Raw genomic sequence first — 26,863 nt, forward strand, 5'->3', positions numbered from 1 at the left:
GCCGCAGCAACGTAACTTAACTGATACTGACAGGGCCTGCAGGAATGCAGGCCACGAAAAACGACATATAAGATAAAAAAATGACAGAGCAACTCCACGATATCGTGGAACAGACGATTGCCCAAGGTGTTGGCGCACGGGTTTTTCCATTGCGGTGGAAAGGACGGCGTATCTGGATCAAACAGGCTGTCCGGCCAAAGCAAAAGGGCTGGCACCGCTTGCAGCGTTTTGTCGCAACCCTGACGCGGATACCGATGTTGCGCCCGACAGTGTCGCCAGGCGGCAAGGCCGGTCTGGCAAGCGAGGCTGAAGTCCTTCGTGCCCTGAACCGTGCAGGCGTTCTGGTGCCTGATCTTCTCGAAGTCGCCGATAACTGGATCGCTATTGGCGATAACGGAGCGATCTTGCAAACCGTAATCAGCGATGCGGTCAAGGCTGGGGATGAAGCACGTGTCGCTGAACTGATTGCCATGGCCGGAACTGCATTGGCGGATTTGCATGCCAATGGTTTTGCGCATGGTGCCCCTCTTTTGCGCAACATGACCATTCGGGATGATGGCAGGATCGGTTTTATTGATTTCGAAGAAGACCCCAATAAACGTATGCCATTGCCCGACGCACAGGCGCGCGACATTCTGCTGTTTGTGTTTTCCATACAGCGCGGTTTTAAACGTCGTCCCGATCTTTTGCGTTCCGGATGGCAGGCTTATCTGAGCCGCAGCGGCATGACCGCACCACAGATGAAACCTCTGTCCCGTATCGTGGCGGTTATCCGGCCGGTTTATGTCGCGCTTAAACCGTTCCGTCGGTGGCTTGGGACGGATGCGATCAATGCGATGCGGGCATATGGCACTCTACGCCGAAGCCTGCGAGGGAAAGAAACCCCGCAGGACGGATCTCAGTTTGCCAGATAATAAACGGCTGCCGGTTATTGCGCCGGCATGACAATCGCCGGTTCTTTTGCTTCGGTTATGTCTTCAACGGCCAGACGTTTGGCTGCCGCCCCGTCAAACCCGCCTGAAAACGGTGCCAGATTGTGCAGGAACTGACTGGCGGAATTGCGCCAGCTATATTGTTCTGCGAGTGCGCGCGCATCCTTGCCGTCAAGTTCAAGTGCCGCCATCGCCGCCTTGCGAAGGTCGGCATCAATGGCGCCTGCCTTGGTCCCGCGCACGATATCGGCTGGTCCCTGAACCGGGAAAACCGCAACCGGGGTTCCGGACGCCATCGCCTCAAGGATGACAAGGCCGAAAGTGTCGGTTTTGCTAGGGAAGACAAAAACGTCTGCCGATGCGAAACAGACAGCCAGTTCTTCGCCAACCTTTTTCCCGAGAAACTGTGCATTCGGGTATTTCGATTTGAGTTCCGCCAGTTGCGGCCCGTCGCCGACAACAAATTTTGTCCCCGGTAGGTCAAGGTCAAGGAAATGGCCGATATTCTTTTCAACCGCCACCCGACCGACAAACAGCCAGTGCGGTTTTGGGAAATCCCCGAAACTTGCATCGGGTCGCGGTTTGAACAGGTTAAGGTCAACACCCCGCGACCAGATATTCAGCCTGTTAAAGCCGCGATCAGCCAGCTCTTCGCGAAGCGATTCCGTGGCCACCATGACCGATTGTGATTTGTTATGGAACCGTCGCATCCCGCGATAGGAAATCGAAAGCGGCAGCCGTGTCCGCGCATGCAGATATTCCGGGAACCGGGTGTGATAGGCTGATGAAAACGGTAGTTCGCGTTTCAGGCAATAAGCACGTGCCGCCTGACCCAATGGGCCCTCGGTCGCGATATGGATCGCAACCGGCTGCAGGGCATCAATCATCCGGGCCAGTTTGCGTTTGGCAAACAGGGCCAACCGGATTTCAGGATAGGTCGGGCAGGGGATCGTCCGGAATTGATCAGGCGAGATGATATGCACATCATGTCCCATCTCGCCCAGTTCGCTGCGCACGGTTTCAAGGGTGCGCACCACACCATTTACCTGAGGATACCAGGCATCGGATACGATCAAAATTCTCATGCGGTCTTTCCAATTGGCGTGCCGCTGCTCTTTTTGGAACTGGCATTGGCAGCACGGTTATTGTCCCCGACAACCCGAAACAGCGACATCAGTTTGCCCAATCCAAGGGATGGGGCACTGGCAGCATCGCGGCCGGGTTGGGAATGTGTCATCGCCATCTGGCGCATTTCAGCCCAGTACAGCAGTTCAAGCTTGCCGTTCTGGTCTTCGGTAAGGGCCGTGCAGCTTTCAACCCAGTCGCCGTCATTGCAGTAAAGGACATCGCCAATCATGCGTTTTTCGGCATGATGGATATGCCCGCATACAACACCGTCCACCTTGCGCTTGGCAGCTTCGTGGGCGACGGCATTTTCAAAATTGCAGACGAACTGAACGGCGTTCTTGACCCGGTTCTTAAGATAGGCCGACAGTGACCAGTATCCGTAACCCAGTTTGCGACGGATGCCGTTATAATAACGGTTCAGGACAATCGCGAGGTTGTAGGCCGTATCCCCAAGATAGGCGAGCCACTTGGCGTATTTGACCACACCGTCAAACTCGTCGCCGTGAATGATCAGAAGCTTTCTGCCATCCGCCGTCTCGTGAATGTCGTTCATCTTGACTTCGACATGTCCAAAGGTCATATCGACAAACTCACGGGCGAATTCATCATGGTTGCCGGGGACAAAAATGACCTTTGCCCCGTTCTTGGCCTTTTCCATGATTGTCGTGATAACGGCGTGGTGGCTTTCGGGCCAGTACCAGCTTTTCTTGAGCCGCCAGCCGTCAATGATATCGCCGACCAGATAATAGGTATCTGCCGTCACTTCATTGAGGAAATCCAAAAGAAGATCTGCCTGACATCCACGCGTTCCGAGATGGACGTCCGAAATCCAGACCGTGCGGTAATGCGGTTGCAGCGTCATCGCTGTCATTGCCGCTCCTCCGTATCCTGCCAAAAGGATGGCTGGAATTCGACGGTTTTACATGCCGAATAGTGTCCCCAACCAGTAATGGTTTAAAACAAATCGCGCGAATATATAACCCGTTCATATAAATTTATCGGTTCTGTCAATATACTGTTACATGTTTCATTTTCTATAAAGAGAACGCGAAAGTAATGTTTCATTTTTATTACGGAAGTTTTTCGCAATGACCCATTCCGGGGTGACTGTTATCTTCAATCCGCGCGCTGGCGGGAATAAACAACGTTTCCTTTCAAGCATTTTGCAAAAAGCCGGTGTAAAGGTTGAATTGTTACAGACAACCCATCCCGGTCATGCTCGCGAACTGGCGCGCAAGGTTCGTGCCCATCAACGGCTGTTTGTTGCCGGTGGCGATGGATCGCTGAACGAGGCCCTCAACGGCCTGCTTGATGCCCAGATCGAAGGTCACGAAGTCCCGCCGCTTGGCATCATTCCGCTGGGAACGGCCAATGTTCTGGCGGTCGAGGTCGGGCTTGAAATCCGCGCACAGGCGATTGCCGATTATATAAACAATCCGGCCCAGGTTTGGGTGCGGCCCGGTCTGGTTAATGGCCGGGCATTCTTTTTGATGGTCGGCATGGGGGCGGATGCCGATACGGTCGCAAATGTGTCACTGAAACTCAAACGACTGATCGGCAAGGGTGCCTATGTGATCGAAGGTTTGCGCAATATTATCTTTCCGCATCACCGCGATTTCGAAGTTAATATCGGGCGCGAACAATATCGCGTTGCCGGTGTGGTTGCGACCCATGCCAAACATTATGGCGGGGCGTTTGTTATTTCCCCCGATGCCAAACTGACCGATAACAGCCTTGATGTCGTGCTGATGCCCGGCAGCGGCTTTATGGCGCTGGCACGCTACGGGATTGCTTTGACCCTGAACCGGTTGCATGCGCAAACCGACGTGTCGGTCGTGCAGACCGAACGTCTGACCATCACCAGCCATTGCGGCCCCGCACCCTTGCAGATTGACGGCGAAAGTGCCGGTAAACTGCCGTGTGAAATCAGCCTGTCGCCTTATCCGGTGCGGGTTATGGTGCCTCAGGCCTATGCCGACCAATGCAATGGCCGCCAAAATGAAAACAGGGATGCGCAAAACGCACCCCTGTTACAAATCACATCTGGGTAATTTTGGCTTATTGCCCGGCCAGCGTCATGCCATCAATCCGGATTGTCGGGGCATTCGTGCCGTATTTGAAGGTCAGGTCATTGGCCGGAATGGCCGTTTTGAACATGTCCTTCAGGTTTCCGGCAACCGTGATTTCGGAAACCGGATAGGCCAGCTCGCCATTTTCGATCCAGAAGCCCGATGCCCCGCGCGAATAATCGCCGGTCACGCCGTTGACACTGCTGCCGATCATTTCGGTAATATACAGGCCCTGCTTGATATCCTTGATCATGTCGGCGGGCGAAATGGTGCCCGGTTCCATGTAAAGGTTGGTGGTGGATGGTCCTGGCAGGCTTCCGGCCCCGCGCGATGCGTTGCCGGTCGATTTCAGGCCAAGCTGGCGGGCGGACCGCAAATCCATGATCCAGGTTTTCAGAACACCATTTTCAATCAGATGGCGTTTCTCGTTGGCGACGCCTTCGGCGTCAAACGGTTTGGACCGCAGGCCACGTTTGCGGTGCGGGTTATCAATGATGTTGATCCCCGGCGCAAAGATTTCCTTGCCCATGGCATCCAGAAGGAAGCTGGTGCCGCGTGCAATGCCCGATCCGTTGATCGCACCGGCCAGATGGCCGACGAGGGATGCCGAAACACGCGGGTCATAAATCACCGGCACCTGCGTGCTTTTGACCTTGCGCGGGTTCAACCGTTTCAGGGTCTTTTCCGCCGCCTTCAGGCCGATATCGACCGGATCGCGCAGATCGGTCGAAAACACCGCACTGTCATAATCATAATCGCGTTCCATCCCGGTGCCGGTTCCTGCAAGGACCGATACGGAAATGTGGCTGCCGCTGCCAGCATAGGAATTGGCAAAGCCGTTGGTCGCGGCAAGCGTGATCTGGTGGGTGCCCCAACCGGCATCCGCGCCCTCGGAATTGGTGATACCTTCAACCGACCGTGCAGCCTCTTCACAGGCGGTCGCCCACGCCATCAGTTTTTCTTGGCTGACTTCGCCCGACTCGCAAAGCTCAAGCGCCTCGACATCAAATGTTTCGGCCAGTTCGGATGGATCGGCAATGCCGCAGAACGGGTCTTCGGGGGCGTTTTTCGCCATCGCAACGGCGCGCTCGACCAGTTCGTTCAACGCGCTTTCGCTGGTATCCGATGACGACACAACCGCCTGCTGCTTGCCGATCAGAACACGCAGGCCAAGATCGGCCCCCTCGGATCGTTCAAGCTTTTCCATCTTGCCCAGTCGCTGCGATACCGAAAGTGACGTGCCTTCGACATAAACGGCATCCGCATCGTCAGCACCCGCCTTTTTTGCGCGCGCCAGCAGGTCGGTGATGCGATCGAGTGTCATATCGGTTTTGGGCATGGAAGCTCCCTTTGGTCGGAATGTGGTTTCCTATGGTTATAGGCAGGCTGATCGCTTTTCGCAAAGGGCAAGAAAAGGCAGTCGCCTGAAAGACCCAACCAGATACCGTCTGACGCACATTTGAATGAACCATTTAGCGAAAACCGATCTTTGGTCATTTTTTCTTCGCAAGTTGCTATTATGACCTGAAATCCGAACCGGGACGAACCGGAAACCTGCAAGAGAATGACGGGAAACACACGTGCGAAACCTGTTTGTGGCAACACTGCTTCTGGGCACTTCCCTGACGATGTTGCAAGCTGATGCGCAAGAAGCCAAAACTGCGGCACCAAACGATACGGTGGCAGCACCAGTCACCGCCAATGATCTTTACCGCGAAATGCGCATTCAGGCCGGACAATATGCCGCGCAAAACCGTCATCAGGTTCTGGTCGGGGATTTTACCTGTGACGATATCAATGACCAGATCGTCGGCTGGGTGGATCGTGACAATCCCGAGGGACCGTTTTTCGATGTCCTGATGGTCACCAGGCACAATGGTCAATTACATTCCGAATTCAAACAGATCCCGTTTGCGCAATCGGAACAATACGCCCTTTGCATCGACGATAAAACCGCCCCGCCAGTCATGAGTTGGCAGGTCAACGACCCTGAATATATCCGCGATGTGATCGGTGATGGCGACCTTTGCAATATCGCCGTGCGGGTCGATGATTTCATGTGCGACGCGCCGCAATTCTTCTGGTCGGAAAAGCCGGACGAAAGCGGCGAACACTGGATGTTCTTCCGGAATTGAGGCAAGAGACTATGCGTGATATAATGCGCATATATGATGCACATGAATTATGGGCGGAATTATGGGCGCTGTTACGAACAAACATACCCGCAAGGCAACCAATGTCAGTCTTGATTCCGAACTTCTGGAAACGGCAAAGCAGCTTGGAATCAATATTTCACGCAGTGCCGAGGCCGGACTGAGAGACGCCGTCTTAAAACGACAGGCCGAAATCTGGAAAAAGGAAAACAGTGCGGCGATACAGGCCAGCAATGACTATGTTGAAACGCACGGTATTCCACTGGCATCGCATCGAAAATTCTGATGGCACGTTATGATATCCATAAGCTTGCCAGCGGATATGTTGTGGATGTGCAGGCCGATCTTCTTGCCGATATGAACACGCGTGTGGTTGTGCCGCTTCGTCCGCATTCGGAAATACCAAAACCAATCGGGCGTTTGAACCCGGTCATTATGATTGGCGACACCCGATGGGTTTTGCTTCCACAGTTCATTGCGACAGTAACGGTCGCCGAACTCGGAGAGGTGGTCGGTGAGTTTTCTGAAAAATTCGTCTTCACCGACGCACTGGACATGGTGTTTCAGGGAATTTAATCCCGCCAGATTTTCTTGCCCGATCCCGGCAATCCGTATCGATCCCATTTGGCATCAACCCGGTCAATAATCTCGTCTTCCATGAAAATCTTTTCGCCCCATTCCCGATGGGTTTCGGGGGGCAGCTTGTTGGTGGCGTCAAGGCCAAGCTTGCCGCCAAGGCCGCTTTCGGGCGATGCGAAATCAAGATAGTCGATCGGTGTTTCGGTCACGGTGGTGATGTCGCGCACCGGGTCCATGCGGGTTGAAATCGCCCACATCACGTCTTTCCAGTCGCGCACATCAATATCGTCATCCACCACAATGACGAATTTCGTATACATGAATTGCCGCAGGAACGACCAAACCCCCATCATCACGCGCTTGGCATGCCCCGGATAGGCTTTTTTCATCGACACGACCGCGATGCGATACGAACATCCTTCGGGTGGCAGCCAGAAATCGACGATTTCAGGGAATTGCTGCTGCAATAATGGCACGAAAACATCGTTAAGCGCCTCACCAAGCACCGACGGCTCATCTGGCGGGCGACCGGTAAAGGTCGACAGATAGATCGGCTTTTTGCGCATGGTGATTGCGGTGATGTTAAAGACTGGGAATTCCTCGACCGAATTATAATAACCGGTATGGTCGCCATACGGCCCTTCGGGCGCGTATTCATCCAGCGACACATAACCTTCCAGAATGATCTCGGCGGTCGCCGGGACTTTCAGCGGAACGGTTTTGCACTCCACCAGCTCGACCTTTTCCCCGCGCAGCAATCCGGCAAACTGATATTCCGAAAGCGTATCGGGAACCGGTGTCACGGCGGCAAGGATCGTTCCCGGATCGGCACCCAGCACAATGGCGGCTGGCAACGGATCGCGCTTTTCCTTTTTCCAGCGCGCATGATGTTGCGCCCCGCCACGATGTTTCAGCCAGCGCATGATCGCCTTGTTCTTGCCCAGAACCTGCATGCGATAGATGCCAAGATTGAACACATCGCGTTTATCGCCGCCTTTTTCATTGGCGGTCGGGCCTTGTGTCACCACCAGCGGCCACGTGATCAGCGGGGCCGGCTCCCCCGGCCAGCAGGACTGGATCGGCAGTTTCGAAAGATCTATGTCATCGCCCCGAAGGACGATTTCCTGACAGGGGGCCTTGGAAACCGTTTTGGGCTTCATCGCCATCACGGTTTTGGCCAAGGGCAGCATTGAAAATGCTTCCCTAAGGCTTCCGGGCGGTTCGGGCTGTTTGAGAAACGCCAGCGTTTCACCGACTTCGCGCAATTCTTCGGGTTTGCGGTTCATGCCGGCCGCCACGCGGTCCACGGTGCCAAAAAGGTTCACAAGAACCGGGATGTCATATTTCTGGCCATCTTCGCCAATGACATTTTCAAACAGAACTGCCGGGCCACCTTCGGCCAGAAGGCGCGTCTGGATTTCCGTCATCTCAAGATAGGGCGAAACCGGTTCGCTCACCCGGACCAGACGGTTTGTCTTTTCAAGCGCGTCGATGAAATCGCGAAGGGATTGATAGGGCATGGGCACCACAATCTGTGAAGTCGGTCGGTCTGAGCTGGCAATAGCCGGGCCAGCGACAAACCGGGCCAACAATAAATCTGTTGTTTCACGAATTAATACGGTGCAGGCGCGATGTCCAGCATCCACTCCCTTATCGGTGGGGAAGGGAGTGGATGCTGGACAGGAAAATTACGACGAGCGATTGGTGTAATAGGCGACGTTTCCATCATTATCGACGGTCGCCAGCTGCCCCGCCTTGGTCAGGACCGACATGCAATCGTCTTCTTCATCCCGTCCCCAAAGACACAGATATTGCCCCTGTTCGATGGTCCAGAGTTTTTCGCGCATGCCGCGATCACCGTCCTCGTCAATCCAGGTGATTGATGCCATGCCATTCTGGAAATAGGTGACATTCACATTGGTTTCCTTGCCCTCGTCACGATAGGAAAAGGTCTGATCATTGATCGTATTGACCAATGCGGTACCGGTTAACGGGCTGTATCCCGACGCAAGGACCGTTGCACTGGCTTCTTCCATGTCGTCACTTTGAACATCAATATCCGGGGTCGCCGATGGTGTGCCGCAGGCAGACAGGGCCGCGGTGATCGAAATAACGCCAGCAAGACCGGCACGCTTGATATGTGTTATGTTCATTTTGTTTTCCTTTTGCTCTTTGTGCCCACCAAATCATTTGGGATATCTGCCGCCCATGGCGGCGATCCGGCAGAGCGAACCGTCAGAATAAAAAGGAAAATTGTCGCCTTCTGGTCGTCCATGCGTCGACTGAATGGCAATATTGACCAAATTGGTGGTGTCGGTCGCAGACGGATTTGGTTATACAAGGGCAGGAAACCGGGTTGCGCAGCACCACCCTGCACGGCCTGTCGACATTCACCAAAGCATGAAGGACGCACAGATGGCCAAGTACTGGGTTATCGGGGGCACCTATCAGGATACCGGTTTTGACAAGCCGATCGGCGAAGAAACCAAAGTCGGTCCGTTTGGCAGCTTCGAAGACGCGGAAAAAGAATGGTCCAAGATGGCCTGGCAGTCGGTTGACGACGCCAATTCGCGTTACCGCATCGAACGCCTTGAAGAATATTGGGTTGTCGGTGGTGAATACGAAACCACCGATTTCGAAAAGCCGGTCGGCGGCGAAGAAGAACGCCACGGCCCGTTTGCGACCTTCAAGGATGCCGAAAAGGCATGGTCGAAACTGGCATGGCAGCACGTTGATAACTGCAACTGCCGTTATCGCGTCGTTGAAGGCTGAACCGGGCTTCGAACCGGAACCGATCGAGAAACAGAAAACGCGCGCAAGACATCCTTGCGCGCGTTTTCATATTGGTACTTCGTGCCTGACGAGGACGGGCTATTTATCGCGATCTGGCAAAAGTTGCCAGATCCGGGTGAATTTGGTGTCGACATCCTCGACCGCGACATCAACCGGCACGTCATAGGTTTCAAGTTCGTCGATATTATGCGTCGGGGCATATGTCCGGCCCGGATCGGCAAGAATGACCCGCGTGCCAAGCCGTGCCTCGCCCATCAGCCATTGCAATACCGCATTGGCCATATCCTGCTGATAGCAGACATCACCGGCAAAAATCACATCCCAGCGGCGGGTTGCCGATTGCGTGCCGACAAAGTTTTCGGTGGTGGTTTCAAACCTAACACCATTGCGTTCGGCGTTAAGGCGGGTTGCCGTAATCGCCACCGGATCAATATCGTTTGCCAGAATGCTGTCTGCCCCGGCCATGACACACGCAATCGCCTGCATGCCGCCGCCACACGCAAAATCCAGAACCTTTTTGCCGCGCACCAATTCCGGATGATCAAGGATATATCGCGTAATCGCCTGTCCGCCCGGCCACGCAAACGCCCAATAGGGTGGCGGGATATCCAGCACGCCAAGGATATCCTCGGTCGCCTGCCAAAGTGGCGTGATATGCGTTGCCAGATACATTTCGATTTCGGGCGCTAATGGCACCCGTGCCGGTACGGTAAATGTATCGATCAGATCGGCAAACCGCGGATCGTCGACTTCGGGGACCAAGGCATCGGCGAAAACATTATCGGTCATGATCGGCCCATATCGGGGTGAAACGGATTGCCGGGGCTTACTTGCTTTGTGCCTCGGGCGCAAGCGAAGTCGCCTTCGGGTTTTCGTCAGGCTTCTGACTGTTCTGGGCATTGCGGCCAAGATACAGCAAAATATCACGCGGCTTTGCCTTTGGCATATCGGGCCCCATATGAAGCTGCGCCCCGCGGACAAGGGCAATGACCGGCGGTTCGGTCCCCTGCAGGGCGATAAATTCATCCCAGCCGAATTCTTCGGTCAGGCGGGTTTGCCGGATTTCTGCACCGTGCCGGAAATCCTCCCGGATGTCGTCGGTTGTCATCGGTTCGGAAAACAGTGGCAACCCGCCCAATGTCTGGCTATGGCGTTTCGGGTCTTCGGGCGATCCGTGCATGCCGGTCTGAAAAACGGCGCGACGGCCAAATTCCGGTGCGAAATCGGTACAGACCAGCGTGTTATAGGCATCGTTGTCCGTGGTTGCGATCAGCGTGCCAAGCGATGAAGTATCAAGGTGATGTTCGAACACTTCCGAAAGCACTTCCCCGTAATAGGTCTGCAATCCGGCTTCGCGCGCCAGACGCATGCTGTGCCAGCGGCTATCGGCAACCACAACCGGAATGTCGAGTTCAACAAGACGCTTGGCGAAATCAATCGTCCAGCGATGTGCTCCGACAATCAGAACACCGGGTGGTCCTTTAACCGCCAGATCAAGCTGGCGGGCCATCGGTCGGATTGAAAAGCCGTGCAACACAACGGTCGAAAATACCATCGCAAAGGCCAGCGGGATCAAAAGTGCCCCGTCGGCATAACCAAGTTCGACAAGTTCGGTCCCGAACAGGCCGGAAACCGCGACCGCCACAATCCCGCGCGGCGCGATCCAGCCAACCAGAAACCGTTCTTTCCAGCTCACCCTTGAAAAGGCCAGCGACCCGATCACCGAAACCGGCCGCACGACAAACAGCATGGCCAGAACAAAAAGCCCATGCCCCCATGTCAGTTCGGCAATCATCGACCATTCAAGTGTCGCGGTCAGGATGATGAACACGCTGGAAACCAGAATAACCGTCAGGGTTTCCTTGAACCGGCGGATTTCATCAATCGCCAGCAAATGGGCATTGCCAATTGTCAGGCCCAGCACGGTTACGGCCAGCAAGCCGCTTTCTTCCTGAATTTCATTGGCCCCGGCAAAGCAGGTCAGAAGCACGCCAAGAACAAGCGGGGCTTTCAGGAATTCGGGAATCCAGCCACGCTTGAAAATCTGAACCGTCCCCAAACCAAACGCCAGGCCGATCAGAACCGCCAGAAGAATATTGATCGCCAGATGACCGACTGCCGCGCCAAAGCCGTTGCCATGCTGGCTTGCGGCAATGACTTCGTAGGCCAGCACCGCAAACAGGGCCCCGATAGGGTCATTCACGATGCCTTCCCATTTCAGAAGCGTCGCCGGGCGCTTGGACAATCGGGCATGACGCAACAGCGGTGCAATCACCGTCGGGCCGGTCACGATCATGATCCCGCCAAACAGGGCCGCCACCGGCCATGAAAGATCGGCCAGATAATGCGCCGCCCCCGCACCCAGAAGCCACGCCACAAGCGGGGCAATGGTGGTCAGGCGGATTACACCGCTGACACTGTGCGTCAGTTCTCGGAAATCAAGTGCAAGCCCGCCTTCAAACAGGATCACCGCGACCGCCACCGCAACAAGGGGCTGCAACAATGTACCGAAATCATTGACCGGATCGATCAGATCGGTTCCCGGCCCCAGCAGCAGGCCGACGATGGACAGCAACACGATTGCCGGAATACCGGCCCGCCATGCAAACCATTGCGCCCCGACACCCGCAAGGATCAATCCGGCAATCATCAGGGCAAGCGGTGCGATCATGGGCAGCCTTTCAATGGTGCAGATATTGGGTGGATCAGTCCGTATGCGGGCCTAAAGTCCGGTGCCGACCAGATTGGCAATGATGATGGCAGCAAGCACCATTAAACCGAAATCACGGTTTGATTTAAACCGTTTCAGGCAGTTCGCGGAATCATCAAGTTTGACCGTGGCAACCTGCCACGCCAGATGCAAACACGCCAGTGCCAGAAGCGGGAAGTAAATCCAGTGCAACCCGGCCAGCACACCCGAAACACCCAGCAAAAGGGTGGTTACGGTATAAAACCCCATCGCCCATCGCGGTGTTGCATCGCCAAGCCGAAGGGCAAGTGACTTTACCCCGATCTTGATGTCGTCATCCTTGTCCTGATGGGCATAAATGGTGTCGTAACCAAGCGTCCAGAAGAAGCCCGCAACATACATCGCAACCGCCGCCGGTGCGACAGTTCCGGTGACAGCCGCCCAGCCGACAAGCGCCCCCCAGTTGAATGTCAGCCCCAGAACCGCCTGCGGCCAATAGGTAATGCGCTTCATGAACGGATAGGTAATGACAAGCGGCAGGGAACAGATACCGACAATGATCGCCTCGATCCGGAACTGCACCAGCACAGCAAGCCCTATCAGAAGCAAAAGACCCAGAAACGCGATTGCCTGCCATACCTTGACCTGTCCGCTGGGGATCGGGCGGGTTGCCGTGCGTTCGACCTTGCCGTCAAAATTCCGATCCGCCAGATCGTTGACGACGCAACCGGCCCCGCGCATGATCAATGCACCAATGGCAAAATAAACCATCATCAATAGGCTGGGCGCGCCGTTGCTTGCCATGGCGGTTGACCACCAGCAAGGCAAAAGCAGAAGCCATGTGCCAATCGGTCGGTCAAGTCGTGCCAGCTTAAGATACGGCCGACTGGCCAACGGCGCGAACCGGTCGATCCAGCCATCAGACGGCATATCGTTCTTCGTGTTCTGTATCGGTTGGTTGACCTGTGACATAATTGGCCTATGTAACTCTTTAACAAACTGAACTTCGCCGAATAACCGGCCTGGGGACATATATGACAGATGACGCCACCCGCGCCCGGCAACGCCTTTTCGTTTCCGATCCTATCACGCCGGGATGCGAGATCGAACTCGCACCTGAACAGTCTCATTACCTTGAACATGTGATGCGCCTCAAGCCCGGAACGCCCATCAAGATATTTAATGGTCTTGATGGCGAATGGCTGGCGACCATCGACCACCTTCGCAAAAAGAAGGGCACGGTGACCGCCGAACGGCAATTGCGTGACCAGATTGTCGAACGCGGCCCGATCCTGGCTTTTGCGCCAATCAAAAAGCAGCGCCTTGATTTTCTGATCGAAAAGTCGGTCGAAATGGGTGTTGGCACCCTGCAACCGATTGTCACTGCACATGGCATTACCGACAAGGTCCGCCTTGATCGTTTGCAGGCCCAGGTGATCGAGGCCGCCGAGCAATGCGAACGCCTCAGCGTGCCGGAAATTGCCCCACCGGTAAAATTGCTTGATTGGCTCGCGGACTGGCCGGAAAACCGGCATTTACTGTTCTGTGACGAGACGGGATCAGGCTCACCAATTGGTGAAGTGTTAAGTCAGCTATTGGCAAAGGGCGCTGGCTCGGCTATCGACAACGACAATGTTGTTAACCATGCAATCGTGATTGGACCCGAAGGCGGCTTTAGCGCCGACGAAATTGAACGCATCCGCAAACAGCCTTTTGCAACGCCTGTAAGCCTTGGTCCGCGTATCTTGCGGGCCGAAACTGCGGCAATTGCTGCTTTGTCCGTGTTTCAGGATCGCATCGGCGACTGGTCGATACCTCCGGTCACGAGAGATTAGGGGAAGCCCTTATGACTGTCAGCGCCTCCACCGGCGACAGCCCGGTCATCGAAAGCCGTCGTCAGCTTGTCGAATGGTTCGAGTCCGGTTGTACTCCGAAAAAAGACTGGGCCATCGGCACAGAACACGAAAAATTCGCCTTTACCCGTAACGATCTTCGCCCGATCCCTTACGAAGGGGAGAGGGGGGTAAAGACCCTTCTGACACAGCTTGCCGAACGCTTTGATTGGGAACCGATCATTGAAAACGGCAATGTGATTGCGCTTACCAAGGATAACTGTTCCGTCTCGCTTGAACCGGGCGGGCAGATCGAATTGTCCGGTGCGCCTCTTAAAAACATTCACCAGACCTGTGGTGAAGTGCATCAGCATCTTCATGAAATCCGCGAAATCTGCGGTGATCTTGATATTGAAATGCTTGGTGTCGGCCATCAGCCGAAATGGGAACGCAAGGATATCCCGTGGATGCCCAAGGGCCGCTACGCGATCATGCGTGACTATATGCCCAAGGTCGGCAATCTTGGTCTGGACATGATGCTTCGCACCTCGACCATTCAGGTCAATCTGGATTTCGCCTCCGAAGCCGACATGATCAAGAAATTCAGAACGTCGCTGGCGCTTCAGCCGGTTGCGACCGCGCTTTTTGCCGCATCCCCGTTCGTGGATGGCAAACCAAGTGGCTATCTGTCTTCGCGATCCCACGTCTGGACCGATACCGACCCGGACCGTTGCGGCATGCTGCCCTTCGTGTTCGAAGACGGTTTTGGCTTTGAACGTTATGTCGATTACATGCTCGATGTGCCGATGTATTTCGTTTATCGCGATGGCAAATACATCAATGCCGCAGGCAAATCGTTCCGCGATTTCATGGCCGGAAAGCTCGACGTTCTGCCCGGTGAACGCCCGACGATGAATGACTGGTCCGATCACATGACGACCGCCTTCCCCGAAGTGCGTCTCAAGAAATTCCTTGAAATGCGCGGCGCGGATGGTGGCCCGTGGAAACGCATCTGTGCGCTTCCGGCCCTGTGGGTTGGTCTGTTGTATGATGACGCGGCGCTGGATGCGGCATGGGATCTGGTCAAGGATCTCAGCCATGCAGAACGCGAAGCCCTTCGCGATGATGTGCCGCGTACCGCCCTTGCCACGAAGTTCAGGAACGGCACCGTTCAGGACCTTGCCAAGGATGTACTGGCCGTCTCCAAACAGGGGCTTAAGGCGCGGGGGCGCATGGATGCCTATGGCGACGATGAAAGCCATTTTCTCGACAGCCTCGAAGACGTCGCCGAAAGCGGTCGGACCCTGGCCGAGGAATTCCTTGATAAATACGAAACCGAATGGAACGGATCGGTTGATCCGCTGTTCAAGGAATATGCCTATTAGACATTGTGAAGTGGCGGTGAATAATCACCGCCATTTTTCACTTTTTTGTGAATAATGAAAGTTCTGCCGTGATGACGACCAAAGCCAACCCTTGCGAAACCATGTCCGATGTCCGTGCGAATGTGGACCGGGTGGACAGGCTTCTGGTGGCGCTGATGGCGGAACGGTTGAACTATATCGAACAGGCCGCGCGCATCAAACCGACCCGGGATGCCGTGCGTGACGAAGACCGGATCGAGGACGTGATCACCAAGGTCCGTGCCCAGTGCCGCATTGATGGCTTTGACGAAGACATGGCCGAACGGATGTGGCGGGCGATGATGGAAGATTTCATCGCCCACGAGTTTGTTAAATGGGATGATCTGCGCAAGTAACCGGTTGCCGGTTTCTTACTGTGCGGCAAGTTGATCCGCGCTGTTTGCAAACCAGTCCCGAACCGCGTTGATATCGCTTTCTTCCATGCCAAGGCCAAGCTTGGTCCGCCGCCAAAGAACATCCTCGGCGGACCTCGCCCATTCCTGCGTCATCAGGAAACGCAGTTCTGCCTCAAACAGGTTCGGCGCAACTTCCCGACCCAGATCACCAATGGCCGTGGCATCCGGTGCAATGTCAAACAGGCGTGTGCCATAACAGCGCGCCCAGCGATGGGCGATCTGTTCGGGCAGCCAGTTCAACTTTGTTCTGACACCGGCCAAGAACCGGCCGAAATTGCCATCACTCATATCCCCGCCCGGCAGAACCGATGTCGCGGTCCAGTCCGATGCATCATTGCCCAGAACCGGGCAAAGCTTTTGCAGAGCATGTTCGGCCAACCGGCGATAGGTGGTGATCTTCCCGCCATAGATCGACAGGATCGCGGGGGCATCGCCGTCCCCCGTATCCAGATCAAACACGTAATCGCGCGTCACCGCCGATGCGTTGCTGTTCTTGTCGTCATAAAGCGGCCTGACACCGGCATAATCCCAAACGATATCGGCCCGCGTTAATGGTGTCGCCAGATAGCCATTGACCAGCTCAAGCAGGTAATCGATTTCGTCATCATTGATCTTCACCTCGGCCGGATCGCCGTCATAGGGCACATCCGTCGTCCCGATCAGGGTGTAGTCCCGCTGATAGGGGATGGCAAAGGCAATGCGGCCGTCCCCGTTCTGGAAGATATAGCAATGATCATGCGGATGAATGCGCGGCACGACAAAATGGCTGCCTTTTACAAGGCGTAACCCCGCGGCCTTGTCGCCAAGCCCGGCACGGTTGACCATTTCGGTCACCCAAGGGCCGGCGGCATTGACCACGGCGCGCGCCGAAACGCTGGTTTCTTTGCCGTCTTCGGATTGCAGTGTCGCCGTCCAGCCGTCCGTTCCGCGCACAAGGGCGGCACAGCGCGTCCGGGTTTTGATCACCGCCCCGCGGGCCTGCGCATCAAGGGCGTTCAAGACCACAAGCCTGGCATCATCAACCCAGCAATCGGAATAGGAAAAGCCGCTGGTGAACTGGTCCAGAAGCGGTTTGCCTTCGGCAGTGCCGTTCAGGGATAGCGCACGGGACCCCGGCAGGCGTTTGCGCTTTGCCAGATGGTCATAAAGAAACAACCCGGCCCGCAGCATCCATTTGGGCCGAAGGCCCTTATGGTGCGGCAGAACGAAGGTCAGCGGCCAGATGATATGCGGGGCGGCCGCAAGCAGAACTTCGCGTTCCTGCAAGGCTTCGCGCACCAGCCGGAATTCGTAATGCTCAAGATACCGCAGGCCGCCATGGATCAGTTTGGTCGAGGATGAAGACGTGGCCGAGGCAAGATCGCGCTGTTCGACCAGAAGGACGGACAGACCGCGACCGGCGGCATCACGGGCAATACCCGCACCATTGATGCCGCCGCCTACGACCAGAATGTCGTAATGTTCAGACACGTCAGATCACCTTTTTGCGCAGCCAGGCCGCCAAAGCCTCGCCCACGATCACAAGACCGATGATCGCCAGAAGAATGGTGGCAACCGTCTGCCAGGCAAAGGTGTCAATCGCGCCTTGCAGGACGATACCGATCCCGCCAGCCCCGACCAGACCCAGAACCGTACTTTCGCGGAGGTTGATGTCCCAGCGCAGGATCGACACCGCAAAGAAAGTCGGCATGACCTGTGGCACAACCCCATAGATCAGGATTTTGAACCGCGATGCGCCGACGGACTCAAGCGCCTCGATCGGGGCCCGGTCGATTTCCTCGATCGCCTCGCCCAGCAATTTGCCGATAAAACCGATCGAACGGAAAATAATCGCCAGAATACCGGCCATCACGCCGGGGCCGAAAATCGCAACAAACAGCAGCGCCCAGATGATGGTATTCACCGACCGCGACGACACCAGAATGAACCGGCCAATCCACAGCGTCAGCTTGTTGGGCGTGGTGTTCTGGGCCGCGATAAGGGCAATCGGCAACGAAAGGAATACCGCAAAAAACGTTGCAATCGTCGCAATATTGACGGTTTCAAGCAACGTGATGGCGATCATTTCCCAATCATTGAGGGATGGCGGATACATGCGCGAAAAAAGATCGCCCATCTGTTGCGGGGCATCCCAAAGCCACGGCCAGATGATGTTGATCGTCGAAAGCGACCAGACCGTTGCCAGCACGACACCGCCATACATGGCAAAGCGCAGCCAGCGTTGTTTGGGGGTATAGCGTGACCATTCGCGTTCGGCGATGGCGTCCGGTCCGGTATTTTGTGTTGTCGTTACCATATGTTCCTCCGGATCCGGCCGCTTATGGCTTCGCTGATCAGGATGACGCCGATAATGCAAAGCGTGATCGCAAGCGCGAAGTCATAGTCATAGCGCCGAAACGCATTCATCAGGGTCGATCCGATCCCGCCCGCACCCACAATCCCGACCACGGCGGATGCACGCAGGTTACTGTCAAGCTGATAGATCGAAAGACCGATCTGGCGGGGCATGATTTGCGGGATCACGGCATAAAGCATGGTGATGAATGTCCCGCCCCCGGCCGCCCGGATGGCTTCGACCTGGCCCCAGTCGATTTCCTCGATCCGTTCGGCCAGCATTTTGGCAACGAAACCGATGGAATAGATCGTCAGGGTCAAAATCCCCGCCAGCGGACCAAAACCGACCGCCTTGACGAACAGGATGGCAACGATCACCGGATGGAAACTGCGCGCGATAATGATCGTGGCACGCCCGATGTTATAAAGCCATTTGGGCGCAATATTGGATGCGGCGGCAAAGGCAATCGGCACGCTGAGCATCACACCGGCAAGGGTTGCAACGATGGCGATCTTGATGCTTTCAAGAAAACCCTGCAACACCAGTTCGCCTCGGATCATGTCCGGCGGAAAGGCGCCCTTGAAAATACGGATGGCGCGCGGAATGCCTTCCTGAATACGTTCCCAGTTAAACGGCAGGCTGGTGACCGCCCAAACGACATAGGCCAATACGCCAAGAATAATCGCCCAGCGTATCGCCGGATTGGCGATAAAGGGCGGCTTTTTCCAAGTGCGATGGCCCGTTGTTTTTTCAACGGAGCTGGTCATTGCGATACCACCTCGCGCAGGGATTCCACATCACCGGTTTCGCCGCGTTCTTCTGCGGGCACCCCGGCATAGATTTCATCCATGGCATCCTGGGTAAGGTCGGTCGGAACGCTGTCAAAGATGATGCGACCAAACCGCATGCCGACGATGCGCTGGGTATATTCCTTGGCCTCGGTGACATTGTGGATATTGATCAGAACCGGCAGGTGCAGCTCGGATGCAAGCGCACGCAGCAATTCCATGATCTGTCGGGATGTTTTGGGGTCTAGCGACGCGGTCGGTTCATCGGCCAGCAGGATTTCAGGTTCCTGCATCAAGGCACGAACGACGCCGACGCGCTGGCGTTCGCCACCCGATAATTCATCGGCGCGTTTGTTGGCATAATGGGCAATGCCGACACGTTCCATCAATTGAAACGCACGATCAATGTCGCTTTGGGGGAAATTGCGCGTCATGGCGCGCCAGGTCGGGACATATCCCAACCGTCCCGACAGAACATTTTCCATCACCGTCAAACGGTTGATCAGGTTAAAACCCTGAAAAATCATGCCGATACGACGACGCGCCAGACGCAACTCGCCACCCGACAAAGTCGTAAGTTCGGTGCCGTTAAGGTCAATCGAGCCCGATGTCGGTTCGACCAGGCGGTTAATACAGCGCAAAAGCGTGCTTTTACCCGCACCCGATGCCCCAATGATGGCAACGACGCTTTCGCCGGGAACCTCAAGGTTCAGGTCCTTCAGAACAGCCTCATCCTTGCCATAGCGTTTGACCAGATCTTTGATACGCAGCATCACGATACCTTGAAAAAAGACTACCGGGATCGAAAACCGATCCCGGCAGAAGCAGTTTGAAAGAAGGGATTACTTCAGGTTGTCCGGGGTGTATTTCACGCCGTTGGCAGCCTGGATTTCACGAATAACGTCCCAGTCTTTCTGGTAGGTGACAGGAACGAATTTCGATACGCCTTTGAATTCTTCGCCAAGGGCGGTGCCCTTCATGTCGAAGGTAAAGAAGGCTTCCTTGATCTTTTCGATCAGTTCCGGCTTCAGGTTATAGGCATAGTTGAACGAAGTGGTCGGGAAAGGCTTGCTTTCATAGATGATTTTGACTTCGTTCGGATCGTAAAGGTCGCGCTGGACCATGCGTTCGACGACTTCGGATGCAACCGGGGCTGCGTCATAGTCACCGGCAACAACGCCAAGGATCGACTGATCGTGCGAACCGGAATAGACGACTTCGTAATCCTGTTCCGGAACGATGCCCTGACCCGGAAGCAGTGCGCGCGGTGCAAGGTTGCCCGAGTTCGAGGTCGGCGAGGTGTGCGCAACGCGCTTGCCCTTCAGGTCCTCGATCTTGTCGATGCCGCTGTCAACGCGGGTATAAAGCTGCAGCGTGTAACCGAAACGGCCATCATCGCCACCCATCAATGCGAACGGAACCGCACCGGCAAGGTTGACCGCAAACGGGGTCGGACCGGTCGAGAAACCGGCAACATGCAGACGGCCGCTACGCATGGCTTCGACTTCGGCGGAGTTCGACTGAACCGCAAAGAAGTGAACGTCCTTGCCGGTCACTTTTTCAAGATGTTCAAGGAACGGCTCCCAGATATCGGCATAAACCGCCGGGTCTTCGACCGGGGTATAGGCAAACACGAGGGTGTCCGGGTCAACCTGCTGGTCGGCGGGCGGTGCATCGGCAACCAGATCGCCATCCATGTCGCAATACATCTGATCAAGATCGCCACGTGCGATGCAATCATCGGCCTGTGCAAATGCCGTGCTGCTGCCAAAGCTCATCATGCCGATGGCGGCAAGCAGCGTAGAAACTTTCAAAATGTCCATTTTTTTCGCATGTGAAAACATGAGACAGAACCTTTCTTCCCTGTAAACGCGGGCTTAATGCCGGTTTTAAATGTGGTTTTGTTGTTTTTGTTGTTGCTTTTATCAACATTATAAAGTGGCAAAAAGTTTGAAAAGCAACATAAAACTGTAACAATCGGTTACAAAAATAACTGCTAACCTTATCCAAAAGTGGTGCGGGCTAGGCTATTCAGGGGAGAGAGGCTCTTTGCGTATCGGAAAAAAGGAACGGCAGCAGCGCATTCTTCAGGAACTGCAAATTCATCCGCATGTGAGAGTTGCCACATTGGCGGAACGATTCGATGTGGCAACTGAAACAATTCGCCGTGATCTCGACGCTCTAAGCGACGATGGCCTGATCAAGCGCGAATTTGGCGGTGCATCCGCGCAGCCAATGGGCCATCAGCCCGATCTGGCCCAGCGCCAGATGACCGCGGTTGCCGGGTTCGAACGGATCGGTATCATGGCGGGCAACATGATCCGGCCGGGCGATGTGATCATGATCGATGCCGGGTCCACGGTCAGCCAGCTTGCCCCCTATATGGCCCAGAACCCCGGCGCATTGCGGCGCACGGTTCTGACCAATTGCTATGCGGTGGTGCACGGCATGGGCGAACAGGCGGTTATTGACGATGTCATCATGTGTCCGGGGCAGTTCGATCCGCGTGAAAATGCGGTCTACGGCAATGATACTGTCGAATTCCTGCGTCGTTTCCACGCCAACAAGGCCTTTATCGGTGCATCGGGCGTTGCTTGGCAGGGGTTCAGTGACGTTAACCGTCGTGCGGTCGCGGTCAAACGCGCGATGATGGAACGGTCCGATGAAACCTGGCTGATGGTCGATCACACCAAATTTGATCAGCGTTACCTTGAAAACATCGCACCGCTTGAAGCCCTGACCGGGGTGATCACGGATCGTTTGCCGCCTGAAAAACTGCTGTCCCATCTGGATCGCATCGGCGTTCAGATTGTCGCATGGCAGGACAATGTTTCCGCAGATCAGGGGGCAATCGCCGGCTGATATTTTATCGCTGACGATAAAACTGCATTTTTTCAACACAGTGACTTTGCGCGAACGATCATTTGCGCCCATATTCGGGAACGGCAAAAGATAATTGCCAGCCGGGTTCCCGCCCCGGTCAGTATGTTTTCTGACACGGAGGATTTCTATCGTGACCAATCCAGTGACCACCCGCACCGAACAGGACACCATGGGCAGCATCGATGTGCCCGCGGACCGGTATTGGGGGGCGCAGACCCAGCGATCAAAACAGAATTTCCGCATTGGGGGCGAACGGATGCCCGATGCGCTGATCCGGGCATTCGGTATCCAGAAACTTGCGGCTGCACGCGCCAATGTTGCCCTTGGCAATCTGGATGCAGACCTTTCCAAAGCCATCGAGGCCGCCGCGCGCGAAGTCGCCGATGGCAAGCTGCTTGATCACTTCCCGCTTGTCGTCTGGCAGACCGGCAGTGGTACCCAGACCAACATGAATGCCAACGAGGTCATCGCCAACCGTGCGTGTGAAATCCTTGGCAAGCCGATGGGCAAACGCGATCCGGTTCATCCCAACGACCATGTCAATCGCGGGCAGTCGTCCAATGACAGTTTCCCGGCGGCCATGCATATCGCCGCCGTGGTCGAGATCGAAGAAAACCTGAAACCGGCCCTTGCCCACCTTCGAAGCGCGCTGGATGCCAAGGTCGAAGCCTTTGCCGATATCGTTAAAATTGGCCGCACCCATATGCAGGATGCCGTGCCGCTGACCCTGGGGCAGGAATTTTCGGGTTATGCCGCCCAGATCGCCCTTGGCCTTGATCGCATTGATGATGCGCTGGTGCGGCTTCGCAAACTGGCACAGGGTGGTACTGCCCTTGGCACCGGCCTTAACGCGCCAAAGGGCTTTGACGTCGAATTTGCCAAACAGGTATCCGATATCACCGGCCTGAAATTCGAAACGGCGGCCAACAAGTTCGAAGCCCTTGCCGCCCATGATGCCTGTGTCGAGATGTCGGGTGTGCTGAACGTGCTGGCGACGTCGCTGATGAAGATCGGCAATGATATCCGCCTGCTGGGTTCCGGTCCGCGTTGCGGGCTTGGTGAACTGGTGCTGCCCGCGAACGAGCCGGGATCATCGATCATGCCGGGCAAGGTCAACCCGACCCAGGCCGAAGCCCTGACCATGGTCTGTGCCCAGGTCATCGGCAACCATGTTGCGGTGACGGTCGGCGGTTCAAACGGTCATCTTGATCTGAACGTGTTCAAGCCGGTGATCATTTATAACCTGCTGCAATCGATCCGTCTGATTGCCGATGCCTCGGTCAGCTTTGCCGATAACTGCGTTGTCGGTCTTGAAGCCGATCAGGAAAAAATCGATCACTATGTCGAACAAAGCCTGATGCTGGTGACGGCCCTGGCACCGCATATCGGTTACGACAATGCCGCCGCCGTCGCCAAAAAGGCGCATAAGGATCGCAGCAGCCTTAAGGAAGCAACCATCGCCCTTGGCTTCCTTGACGGGGCAAAGTTCGATGAACTGGTCCGCGCACGCGATATGATCTGATTTGATGGGATGATGCGGGCCGGTTTTGACCGGCCCGTTTTTTTGCCTTTACGGTGATGCAAACGCGCCGTTCAGCATCGCGGGCACGATTGCCTTGTGAAACGGCATGATGGTGCCAAGATACATCCGCCCCAGCATGTTGTGCCGCCGGATCAGGGTGGTTGACCGGATCACCGTCTGCCCGCACTGGAATTTTTCGACCTCGACCGTCAAACGAAAATCCAGATGCCTGTCATCCATACCCAGCACGATGAAACCGTCACCGCGTTCGATCACCGGGAAAAGCCCAATCACATCGGCGTCTGATTCCGGCCCGGTTTTAAGCCCCAGTGGCCCGACCATCACATTGCGCAGTGCTAACAGATAGCCCATCCAGACCGGCCTGCCATCCATGATCTTTTGCGCGGCCTGTTCGGGCATGATGTCGGGATCGTCAGTCGTGATGGCAAAACTGTCCGCCCAATCGGCGTCGATCATCGCGGGATGGGGCAGGGATATCGGAACAGCCATTGCATGCGGCAAAAACGTATCCTTTCGATCAGCTTGCGCCAGCTTTTTCGGCGGTGATCGTGCCCCAATTGTCACCCCGCGGCAATGATATATCTCATTGTCGCGGGGGGTAAATTCAGGCATACCCAATCCATGCGTATTCGTACCAAACCGATGCTGTCACATATGAATATCCGGGCTGCGGGCAAACTCCTGCGTGTCTGGATGCTGGCATTCGTCATCCTGATGACCGGGGTGACGCAGTCGGGTTTCGTAAGCGCGATGTATGGCGGTGCCAATGGCGTTGGGGTAACCGCCATTACCGGGGCCAATGCCGCCCCCGGTGGCGATCTGATTTTCATCTGCACGGCGGATGGGGTGCGTGCGGTATCGTTTGGCGACGTCGGCCCCGATGCCGCGTCACAAAATTCCGGCGGGCATTCTGCCGGTCATGGTTTCTGTTCGCTATGCGCGTCCCATCATGGGGCGATGGCAAGTCTGGACGTGCCGTTTGGCGCGCCGGTTTCAATCATCCATGATGCCGAATATGCGCAAGCCCGCCTGCTTGCCGCCACGATCACCGTGCCGCGCACGCGCTATTCCCGCGCACCCCCGCATTCCATCTGATTTCCCGATACACCCGAAATCAAATCACCGGTGTGATGCAACCAATCCGCACCGGACAAGGATGGAAACAAAGATCATGAAAAAACTGTTTGCTGTTATTGCGACCCTGGCCGGACTGTTTGCCGCGACCCAGGCGTTTGCCGCCGATATCGAAATCAGGGATGCCTGGGCCAAGGCATCGCTTGGCAAGGTGCCAAATGGCGCGGCCTTCCTGACGGTCGAAAATGCCGGCATGGCGGATCGCATTGTCGGGGTGAAATCCGATCTGGCCGATAAAACCGAACTGCACACGCATATCATGGAAAACAACGTCATGAAGATGCGCCCGGTCGAAGGCGGGATCGATGTGCCGATGCATGGCGAAGTACTGTTCAAACCGGGCAGCTATCACGTCATGCTGATCGGCCTGCACAAGCCGCTGGTCGAAGGTGAAAAAATCGACGTGACCCTGACCTTTGAAAAGGCGGGCGACGTGCCGGTGACCATTGATGTGATGGATACCATGTCCAAAGGCCCGCATGGTGATGCCGGGATGGATCACGGCAACATGAAAATGGGCGATCAGGAACACAAGGGCCACTAGGCCGCGATTTCACTGATCGATCAATCCACCGATACAGAAAATACCAGGGGGACGGTTTGCACCGTTCCCCTTTTTTCTCTGGTGGTGTGTTCTCGAGCCATATATCCTTTAAATTGCATTTAAGGGGAGATGGCTATGGGGTGGAAAGGTACGTTGCGATCAGTCGCTGCTGCTTCAAGAAGAGCGCAGAGAGAAGGTGAACGTAGGCAGAAACTGGCTGCCAAATTACAGCAGCTTGAGGATGCCAAGAATGATGTAGACAATTATGAAACGTATATCCGCGAGATAACGAGTTTGCATAAGCGTGTATGTGTAAAGCCTATCGACTGGTCTGGCCTCAAAAAGCAAAGCAAACCGATACCTCCTGTGCGTACATCAGAAAATGAAGAAAAAGCGCGCCTCAAATTGGAGAGTTTTCGACCAAATCTATTTCACAGATTATTTGGTTTAGAGAAAAAGCGCCGAGAGAACCTCGAAAAAAATATTCAAACTGGGCGTCAGATGGATCAGGATAACCTTCTGGCAGATCAGAAAGATTTTGAGAAGGCGCTCGCTAAATACGAAAAAGACTTAGATCATGCAAAAAAGCTGGAAGTTGGCGATGCCAAGACTATGGCTAGCATCATCAAAAACTACGGAAAATTTAGTGATATTGAACATATAGGAACAAACCTTTCATTCAGATTCGAGGATGGCGGAAAAGTCTTCGTTGACTTGAATGTGCATGGAGACGAGATAGTCCCTGACGAAAAATATTCGCTGCGCCAATCAGGTGCCCTTTCCGAGAGAAAAATGCCGAAAGGCGAATTTAATCTTTTATATCAGGACTATGTTTGCTCTGCGATGATTAGGGTCGCTCGAGAAGTTCTAAATTTAATCCCTGTTACTGGGGTAGTAGTGAATGCCACAGATCAGCTTTTGAACCCAGCAACGGGACACCTTGAGAAACAGAATATTGCCAGTGTGTATTTTGTCGGTGCAACCTTAACAAAATTGAACTTGCAGTCGATTGATCCGTCTGATGCGATGACTAACTTCTTGCATAAGATGTCTTTCAAAAAGACCACTGGGTTCCAACCGGTAGAAGAGGTCATCGTCCCGCACTGAATGGAAAGGTTGTAAAATGGGAATCGATATCGAAAGCCTGATCGAAAAACTCGGCCTGCAACCTCATCCCGAAGGCGGCTTTTACGCCGAAACATTCCGCGCGCTGGAAACCTGCAATCCAGGCAACCGGTATCTTGGCGTGCGATCAACGGGGACCGCGATCTATTACCTGCTGACCCCCGATACCTTCTCAGGCATGCATATCCTGACCAGTGACGAGATTTTCCATCATTACCTTGGCGATCCGGTCGAACAGCTGCAACTTTATGCCGATGGCAGTCATCGGCTGGTTGAAATCGGCAATGACCTGCTGGCAGGGCAGAAACCGCAAATGATCGTGCCGAAAAATGTCTGGCAGGGCGCGCGCCTGAAACAAGGTGGCAAATTTGCCCTTCTGGGCTGTACGGTGGCACCCGGTTTTGACTTTGCCGATTTCGCCATGGGCAAACGGGCGGACCTGTCGTCGAAATGGCCGGCTGCGGCAACGATGATTGCCGCCTTGACGCGCGACTGAATTTCGGGCGCAATCAGCCGG

The 26,863-nt window shown here is 55.2% G+C and carries 29 protein-coding genes; 15 read left to right on the forward strand and 14 right to left on the reverse strand.

Annotated features, from left to right (window positions below):
- Positions 1 to 80: 80 nt before the first annotated feature.
- Positions 81 to 914, forward strand: coding sequence for a hypothetical protein (locus P8T57_RS12575; RefSeq protein ID WP_341363290.1), 834 nt, complete (start codon positions 81 to 83; stop codon positions 912 to 914).
- A gap of 14 nt (positions 915 to 928) precedes the next feature.
- On the opposite strand, the gene P8T57_RS12580 is transcribed toward P8T57_RS12575, so the two are convergent.
- Positions 929 to 2,017, reverse strand: coding sequence for a glycosyltransferase family 1 protein (locus P8T57_RS12580; protein ID WP_063093283.1), 1,089 nt, complete (start codon positions 2,015 to 2,017; stop codon positions 929 to 931).
- Positions 2,014 to 2,931 carry a UDP-2,3-diacylglucosamine diphosphatase gene (locus tag P8T57_RS12585; RefSeq protein ID WP_341363291.1) on the reverse strand — a complete coding sequence of 306 codons (918 nt, stop codon included), beginning with the start codon at positions 2,929 to 2,931 and terminating at the stop codon, positions 2,014 to 2,016. The genes P8T57_RS12580 and P8T57_RS12585 overlap by 4 nt, the downstream gene beginning before the upstream one ends.
- 217 nt (positions 2,932 to 3,148) lie before the next feature.
- Between P8T57_RS12585 and P8T57_RS12590 the strand changes: the two genes are divergently transcribed.
- Positions 3,149 to 4,111, forward strand: coding sequence for a diacylglycerol kinase family protein (locus tag P8T57_RS12590; RefSeq protein WP_341363292.1), 963 nt, complete (start codon positions 3,149 to 3,151; stop codon positions 4,109 to 4,111).
- A 7-nt stretch (positions 4,112 to 4,118) separates the two neighbouring features.
- Here the strand turns inward: P8T57_RS12590 and P8T57_RS12595 are convergent, their stop codons facing one another.
- Positions 4,119 to 5,468: a TldD/PmbA family protein gene (locus tag P8T57_RS12595; RefSeq protein ID WP_341363293.1), complete on the reverse strand. Its 1,350-nt coding sequence runs from the start codon at positions 5,466 to 5,468 to the stop codon at positions 4,119 to 4,121.
- A 241-nt stretch (positions 5,469 to 5,709) separates the two neighbouring features.
- Here P8T57_RS12595 and P8T57_RS12600 point away from each other — a divergent pair, with 241 nt between their 5' ends.
- The 3 genes from P8T57_RS12600 to P8T57_RS12610 all read left to right on the forward strand — a co-directional run bounded on the left by P8T57_RS12600 (position 5,710) and on the right by P8T57_RS12610 (position 6,858).
- Positions 5,710 to 6,264, forward strand: a complete 555-nt coding sequence (locus tag P8T57_RS12600; protein WP_037991733.1) for a hypothetical protein — start codon at positions 5,710 to 5,712, stop codon at positions 6,262 to 6,264.
- Between the two features lie 61 nt (positions 6,265 to 6,325).
- Entirely contained in the window at positions 6,326 to 6,568 is a 243-nt protein-coding gene (locus P8T57_RS12605) for a type II toxin-antitoxin system CcdA family antitoxin (protein WP_007091213.1), read from the forward strand.
- The gene (locus tag P8T57_RS12610) at positions 6,568 to 6,858 is read left to right on the forward strand and encodes a CcdB family protein (protein WP_341363294.1); all 291 of its coding nucleotides are present in this window, start codon (positions 6,568 to 6,570) and stop codon (positions 6,856 to 6,858) included. Before P8T57_RS12605 ends, P8T57_RS12610 begins: the two co-directional genes overlap by 1 nt.
- On the opposite strand, the gene P8T57_RS12615 is transcribed toward P8T57_RS12610, so the two are convergent.
- Together P8T57_RS12615 and P8T57_RS12620 are read right to left on the reverse strand one after the other, a co-directional pair.
- Positions 6,855 to 8,381: a UbiD family decarboxylase gene (locus P8T57_RS12615; protein ID WP_341363295.1), complete on the reverse strand. Its 1,527-nt coding sequence runs from the start codon at positions 8,379 to 8,381 to the stop codon at positions 6,855 to 6,857. The genes P8T57_RS12610 and P8T57_RS12615 overlap by 4 nt on opposite strands.
- A 168-nt stretch (positions 8,382 to 8,549) precedes the next feature.
- Positions 8,550 to 9,014, reverse strand: a complete 465-nt coding sequence (locus P8T57_RS12620; protein WP_341363296.1) for a hypothetical protein — start codon at positions 9,012 to 9,014, stop codon at positions 8,550 to 8,552.
- Positions 9,015 to 9,276: 262 nt separating this feature from the next.
- On the opposite strand from P8T57_RS12620, the gene P8T57_RS12625 reads away from it, so the two are divergent.
- On the forward strand, positions 9,277 to 9,633 hold the full coding sequence (locus P8T57_RS12625) for a hypothetical protein (RefSeq protein WP_007091209.1): 357 nt from the start codon (positions 9,277 to 9,279) through the stop codon (positions 9,631 to 9,633).
- Between the two features lie 99 nt (positions 9,634 to 9,732).
- Here P8T57_RS12625 and P8T57_RS12630 read toward each other — a convergent pair whose 3' ends face one another.
- From P8T57_RS12630 to ubiA, 3 genes are read right to left on the reverse strand one after another with little or no spacing between them, the layout of a single operon-like run.
- Positions 9,733 to 10,443 carry a 50S ribosomal protein L11 methyltransferase gene (locus tag P8T57_RS12630; protein ID WP_114095548.1) on the reverse strand — a complete coding sequence of 237 codons (711 nt, stop codon included), beginning with the start codon at positions 10,441 to 10,443 and terminating at the stop codon, positions 9,733 to 9,735.
- Positions 10,444 to 10,480: 37 nt separating this feature from the next.
- Positions 10,481 to 12,325 (reverse strand): sodium:proton antiporter, encoded by a 1,845-nt coding sequence (locus P8T57_RS12635; RefSeq protein WP_341363297.1) that lies wholly within the window; start codon positions 12,323 to 12,325, stop codon positions 10,481 to 10,483.
- Between the two features lie 51 nt (positions 12,326 to 12,376).
- Positions 12,377 to 13,315, reverse strand: a complete 939-nt coding sequence (gene ubiA / locus P8T57_RS12640) for a 4-hydroxybenzoate octaprenyltransferase (RefSeq protein ID WP_097051100.1) — start codon at positions 13,313 to 13,315, stop codon at positions 12,377 to 12,379.
- 62 nt (positions 13,316 to 13,377) lie between these two features.
- Between ubiA and P8T57_RS12645 the strand changes: the two genes are divergently transcribed.
- The 3 genes from P8T57_RS12645 to P8T57_RS12655 all read left to right on the forward strand — a co-directional run bounded on the left by P8T57_RS12645 (position 13,378) and on the right by P8T57_RS12655 (position 15,934).
- Positions 13,378 to 14,178 (forward strand): 16S rRNA (uracil(1498)-N(3))-methyltransferase, encoded by an 801-nt coding sequence (locus P8T57_RS12645; RefSeq protein WP_062950612.1) that lies wholly within the window; start codon positions 13,378 to 13,380, stop codon positions 14,176 to 14,178.
- Between the two features lie 11 nt (positions 14,179 to 14,189).
- Positions 14,190 to 15,560 (forward strand): glutamate--cysteine ligase, encoded by a 1,371-nt coding sequence (locus tag P8T57_RS12650; protein WP_097051099.1) that lies wholly within the window; start codon positions 14,190 to 14,192, stop codon positions 15,558 to 15,560.
- A gap of 71 nt (positions 15,561 to 15,631) precedes the next feature.
- Complete coding sequence (locus P8T57_RS12655; protein WP_037991166.1) at positions 15,632 to 15,934, forward strand: chorismate mutase; 303 nt, start codon at positions 15,632 to 15,634, stop codon at positions 15,932 to 15,934.
- Between the two features lie 15 nt (positions 15,935 to 15,949).
- Here the strand turns inward: P8T57_RS12655 and glpD are convergent, their stop codons facing one another.
- From glpD to phnD, 5 genes are all read right to left on the reverse strand, one after another.
- On the reverse strand, positions 15,950 to 17,464 hold the full coding sequence (gene glpD / locus P8T57_RS12660; RefSeq protein ID WP_341363298.1) for a glycerol-3-phosphate dehydrogenase: 1,515 nt from the start codon (positions 17,462 to 17,464) through the stop codon (positions 15,950 to 15,952).
- A gap of 1 nt (position 17,465) precedes the next feature.
- Complete coding sequence (gene phnE, locus P8T57_RS12665) at positions 17,466 to 18,290, reverse strand: phosphonate ABC transporter, permease protein PhnE (protein ID WP_097051097.1); 825 nt, start codon at positions 18,288 to 18,290, stop codon at positions 17,466 to 17,468.
- On the reverse strand, positions 18,284 to 19,096 hold the full coding sequence (gene phnE, locus P8T57_RS12670; RefSeq protein ID WP_063093293.1) for a phosphonate ABC transporter, permease protein PhnE: 813 nt from the start codon (positions 19,094 to 19,096) through the stop codon (positions 18,284 to 18,286). Before phnE (P8T57_RS12670) ends, phnE (P8T57_RS12665) begins: the two co-directional genes overlap by 7 nt.
- Positions 19,093 to 19,890, reverse strand: coding sequence for a phosphonate ABC transporter ATP-binding protein (gene phnC, locus P8T57_RS12675; protein ID WP_341363299.1), 798 nt, complete (start codon positions 19,888 to 19,890; stop codon positions 19,093 to 19,095). Before phnC ends, phnE (P8T57_RS12670) begins: the two co-directional genes overlap by 4 nt.
- A 69-nt stretch (positions 19,891 to 19,959) precedes the next feature.
- Positions 19,960 to 20,940 carry a phosphate/phosphite/phosphonate ABC transporter substrate-binding protein gene (gene phnD, locus P8T57_RS12680; RefSeq protein ID WP_231886882.1) on the reverse strand — a complete coding sequence of 327 codons (981 nt, stop codon included), beginning with the start codon at positions 20,938 to 20,940 and terminating at the stop codon, positions 19,960 to 19,962.
- 226 nt (positions 20,941 to 21,166) lie between these two features.
- On the opposite strand from phnD, the gene P8T57_RS12685 reads away from it, so the two are divergent.
- Complete coding sequence (locus tag P8T57_RS12685; RefSeq protein ID WP_341363300.1) at positions 21,167 to 21,979, forward strand: DeoR/GlpR family DNA-binding transcription regulator; 813 nt, start codon at positions 21,167 to 21,169, stop codon at positions 21,977 to 21,979.
- 151 nt (positions 21,980 to 22,130) lie between these two features.
- Positions 22,131 to 23,522, forward strand: a complete 1,392-nt coding sequence (gene fumC, locus P8T57_RS12690) for a class II fumarate hydratase (protein WP_341363301.1) — start codon at positions 22,131 to 22,133, stop codon at positions 23,520 to 23,522.
- 48 nt (positions 23,523 to 23,570) lie between these two features.
- On the opposite strand, the gene P8T57_RS12695 is transcribed toward fumC, so the two are convergent.
- The gene (locus P8T57_RS12695; RefSeq protein ID WP_341363302.1) at positions 23,571 to 24,044 is read right to left on the reverse strand and encodes a DUF2867 domain-containing protein; all 474 of its coding nucleotides are present in this window, start codon (positions 24,042 to 24,044) and stop codon (positions 23,571 to 23,573) included.
- A gap of 120 nt (positions 24,045 to 24,164) precedes the next feature.
- Here P8T57_RS12695 and P8T57_RS12700 point away from each other — a divergent pair, with 120 nt between their 5' ends.
- The 4 genes from P8T57_RS12700 (at position 24,165) to P8T57_RS12715 (ending at position 26,842) form a co-directional block, all read left to right on the forward strand.
- Entirely contained in the window at positions 24,165 to 24,638 is a 474-nt protein-coding gene (locus P8T57_RS12700; RefSeq protein WP_341363303.1) for a DUF2946 family protein, read from the forward strand.
- A 76-nt stretch (positions 24,639 to 24,714) separates the two neighbouring features.
- On the forward strand, positions 24,715 to 25,221 hold the full coding sequence (locus P8T57_RS12705; RefSeq protein WP_341363304.1) for a copper chaperone PCu(A)C: 507 nt from the start codon (positions 24,715 to 24,717) through the stop codon (positions 25,219 to 25,221).
- A gap of 135 nt (positions 25,222 to 25,356) precedes the next feature.
- Positions 25,357 to 26,328 carry a hypothetical protein gene (locus P8T57_RS12710; protein ID WP_341363305.1) on the forward strand — a complete coding sequence of 324 codons (972 nt, stop codon included), beginning with the start codon at positions 25,357 to 25,359 and terminating at the stop codon, positions 26,326 to 26,328.
- 16 nt (positions 26,329 to 26,344) lie between these two features.
- Positions 26,345 to 26,842, forward strand: a complete 498-nt coding sequence (locus P8T57_RS12715) for a cupin domain-containing protein (protein WP_297206210.1) — start codon at positions 26,345 to 26,347, stop codon at positions 26,840 to 26,842.
- Positions 26,843 to 26,863 lie beyond the last annotated feature (21 nt).

The organism is Thalassospira sp. SN3W (assembly GCF_038070535.1).
Taxonomy (GTDB): Bacteria; Pseudomonadota; Alphaproteobacteria; order Rhodospirillales; family Thalassospiraceae; genus Thalassospira; species Thalassospira xiamenensis.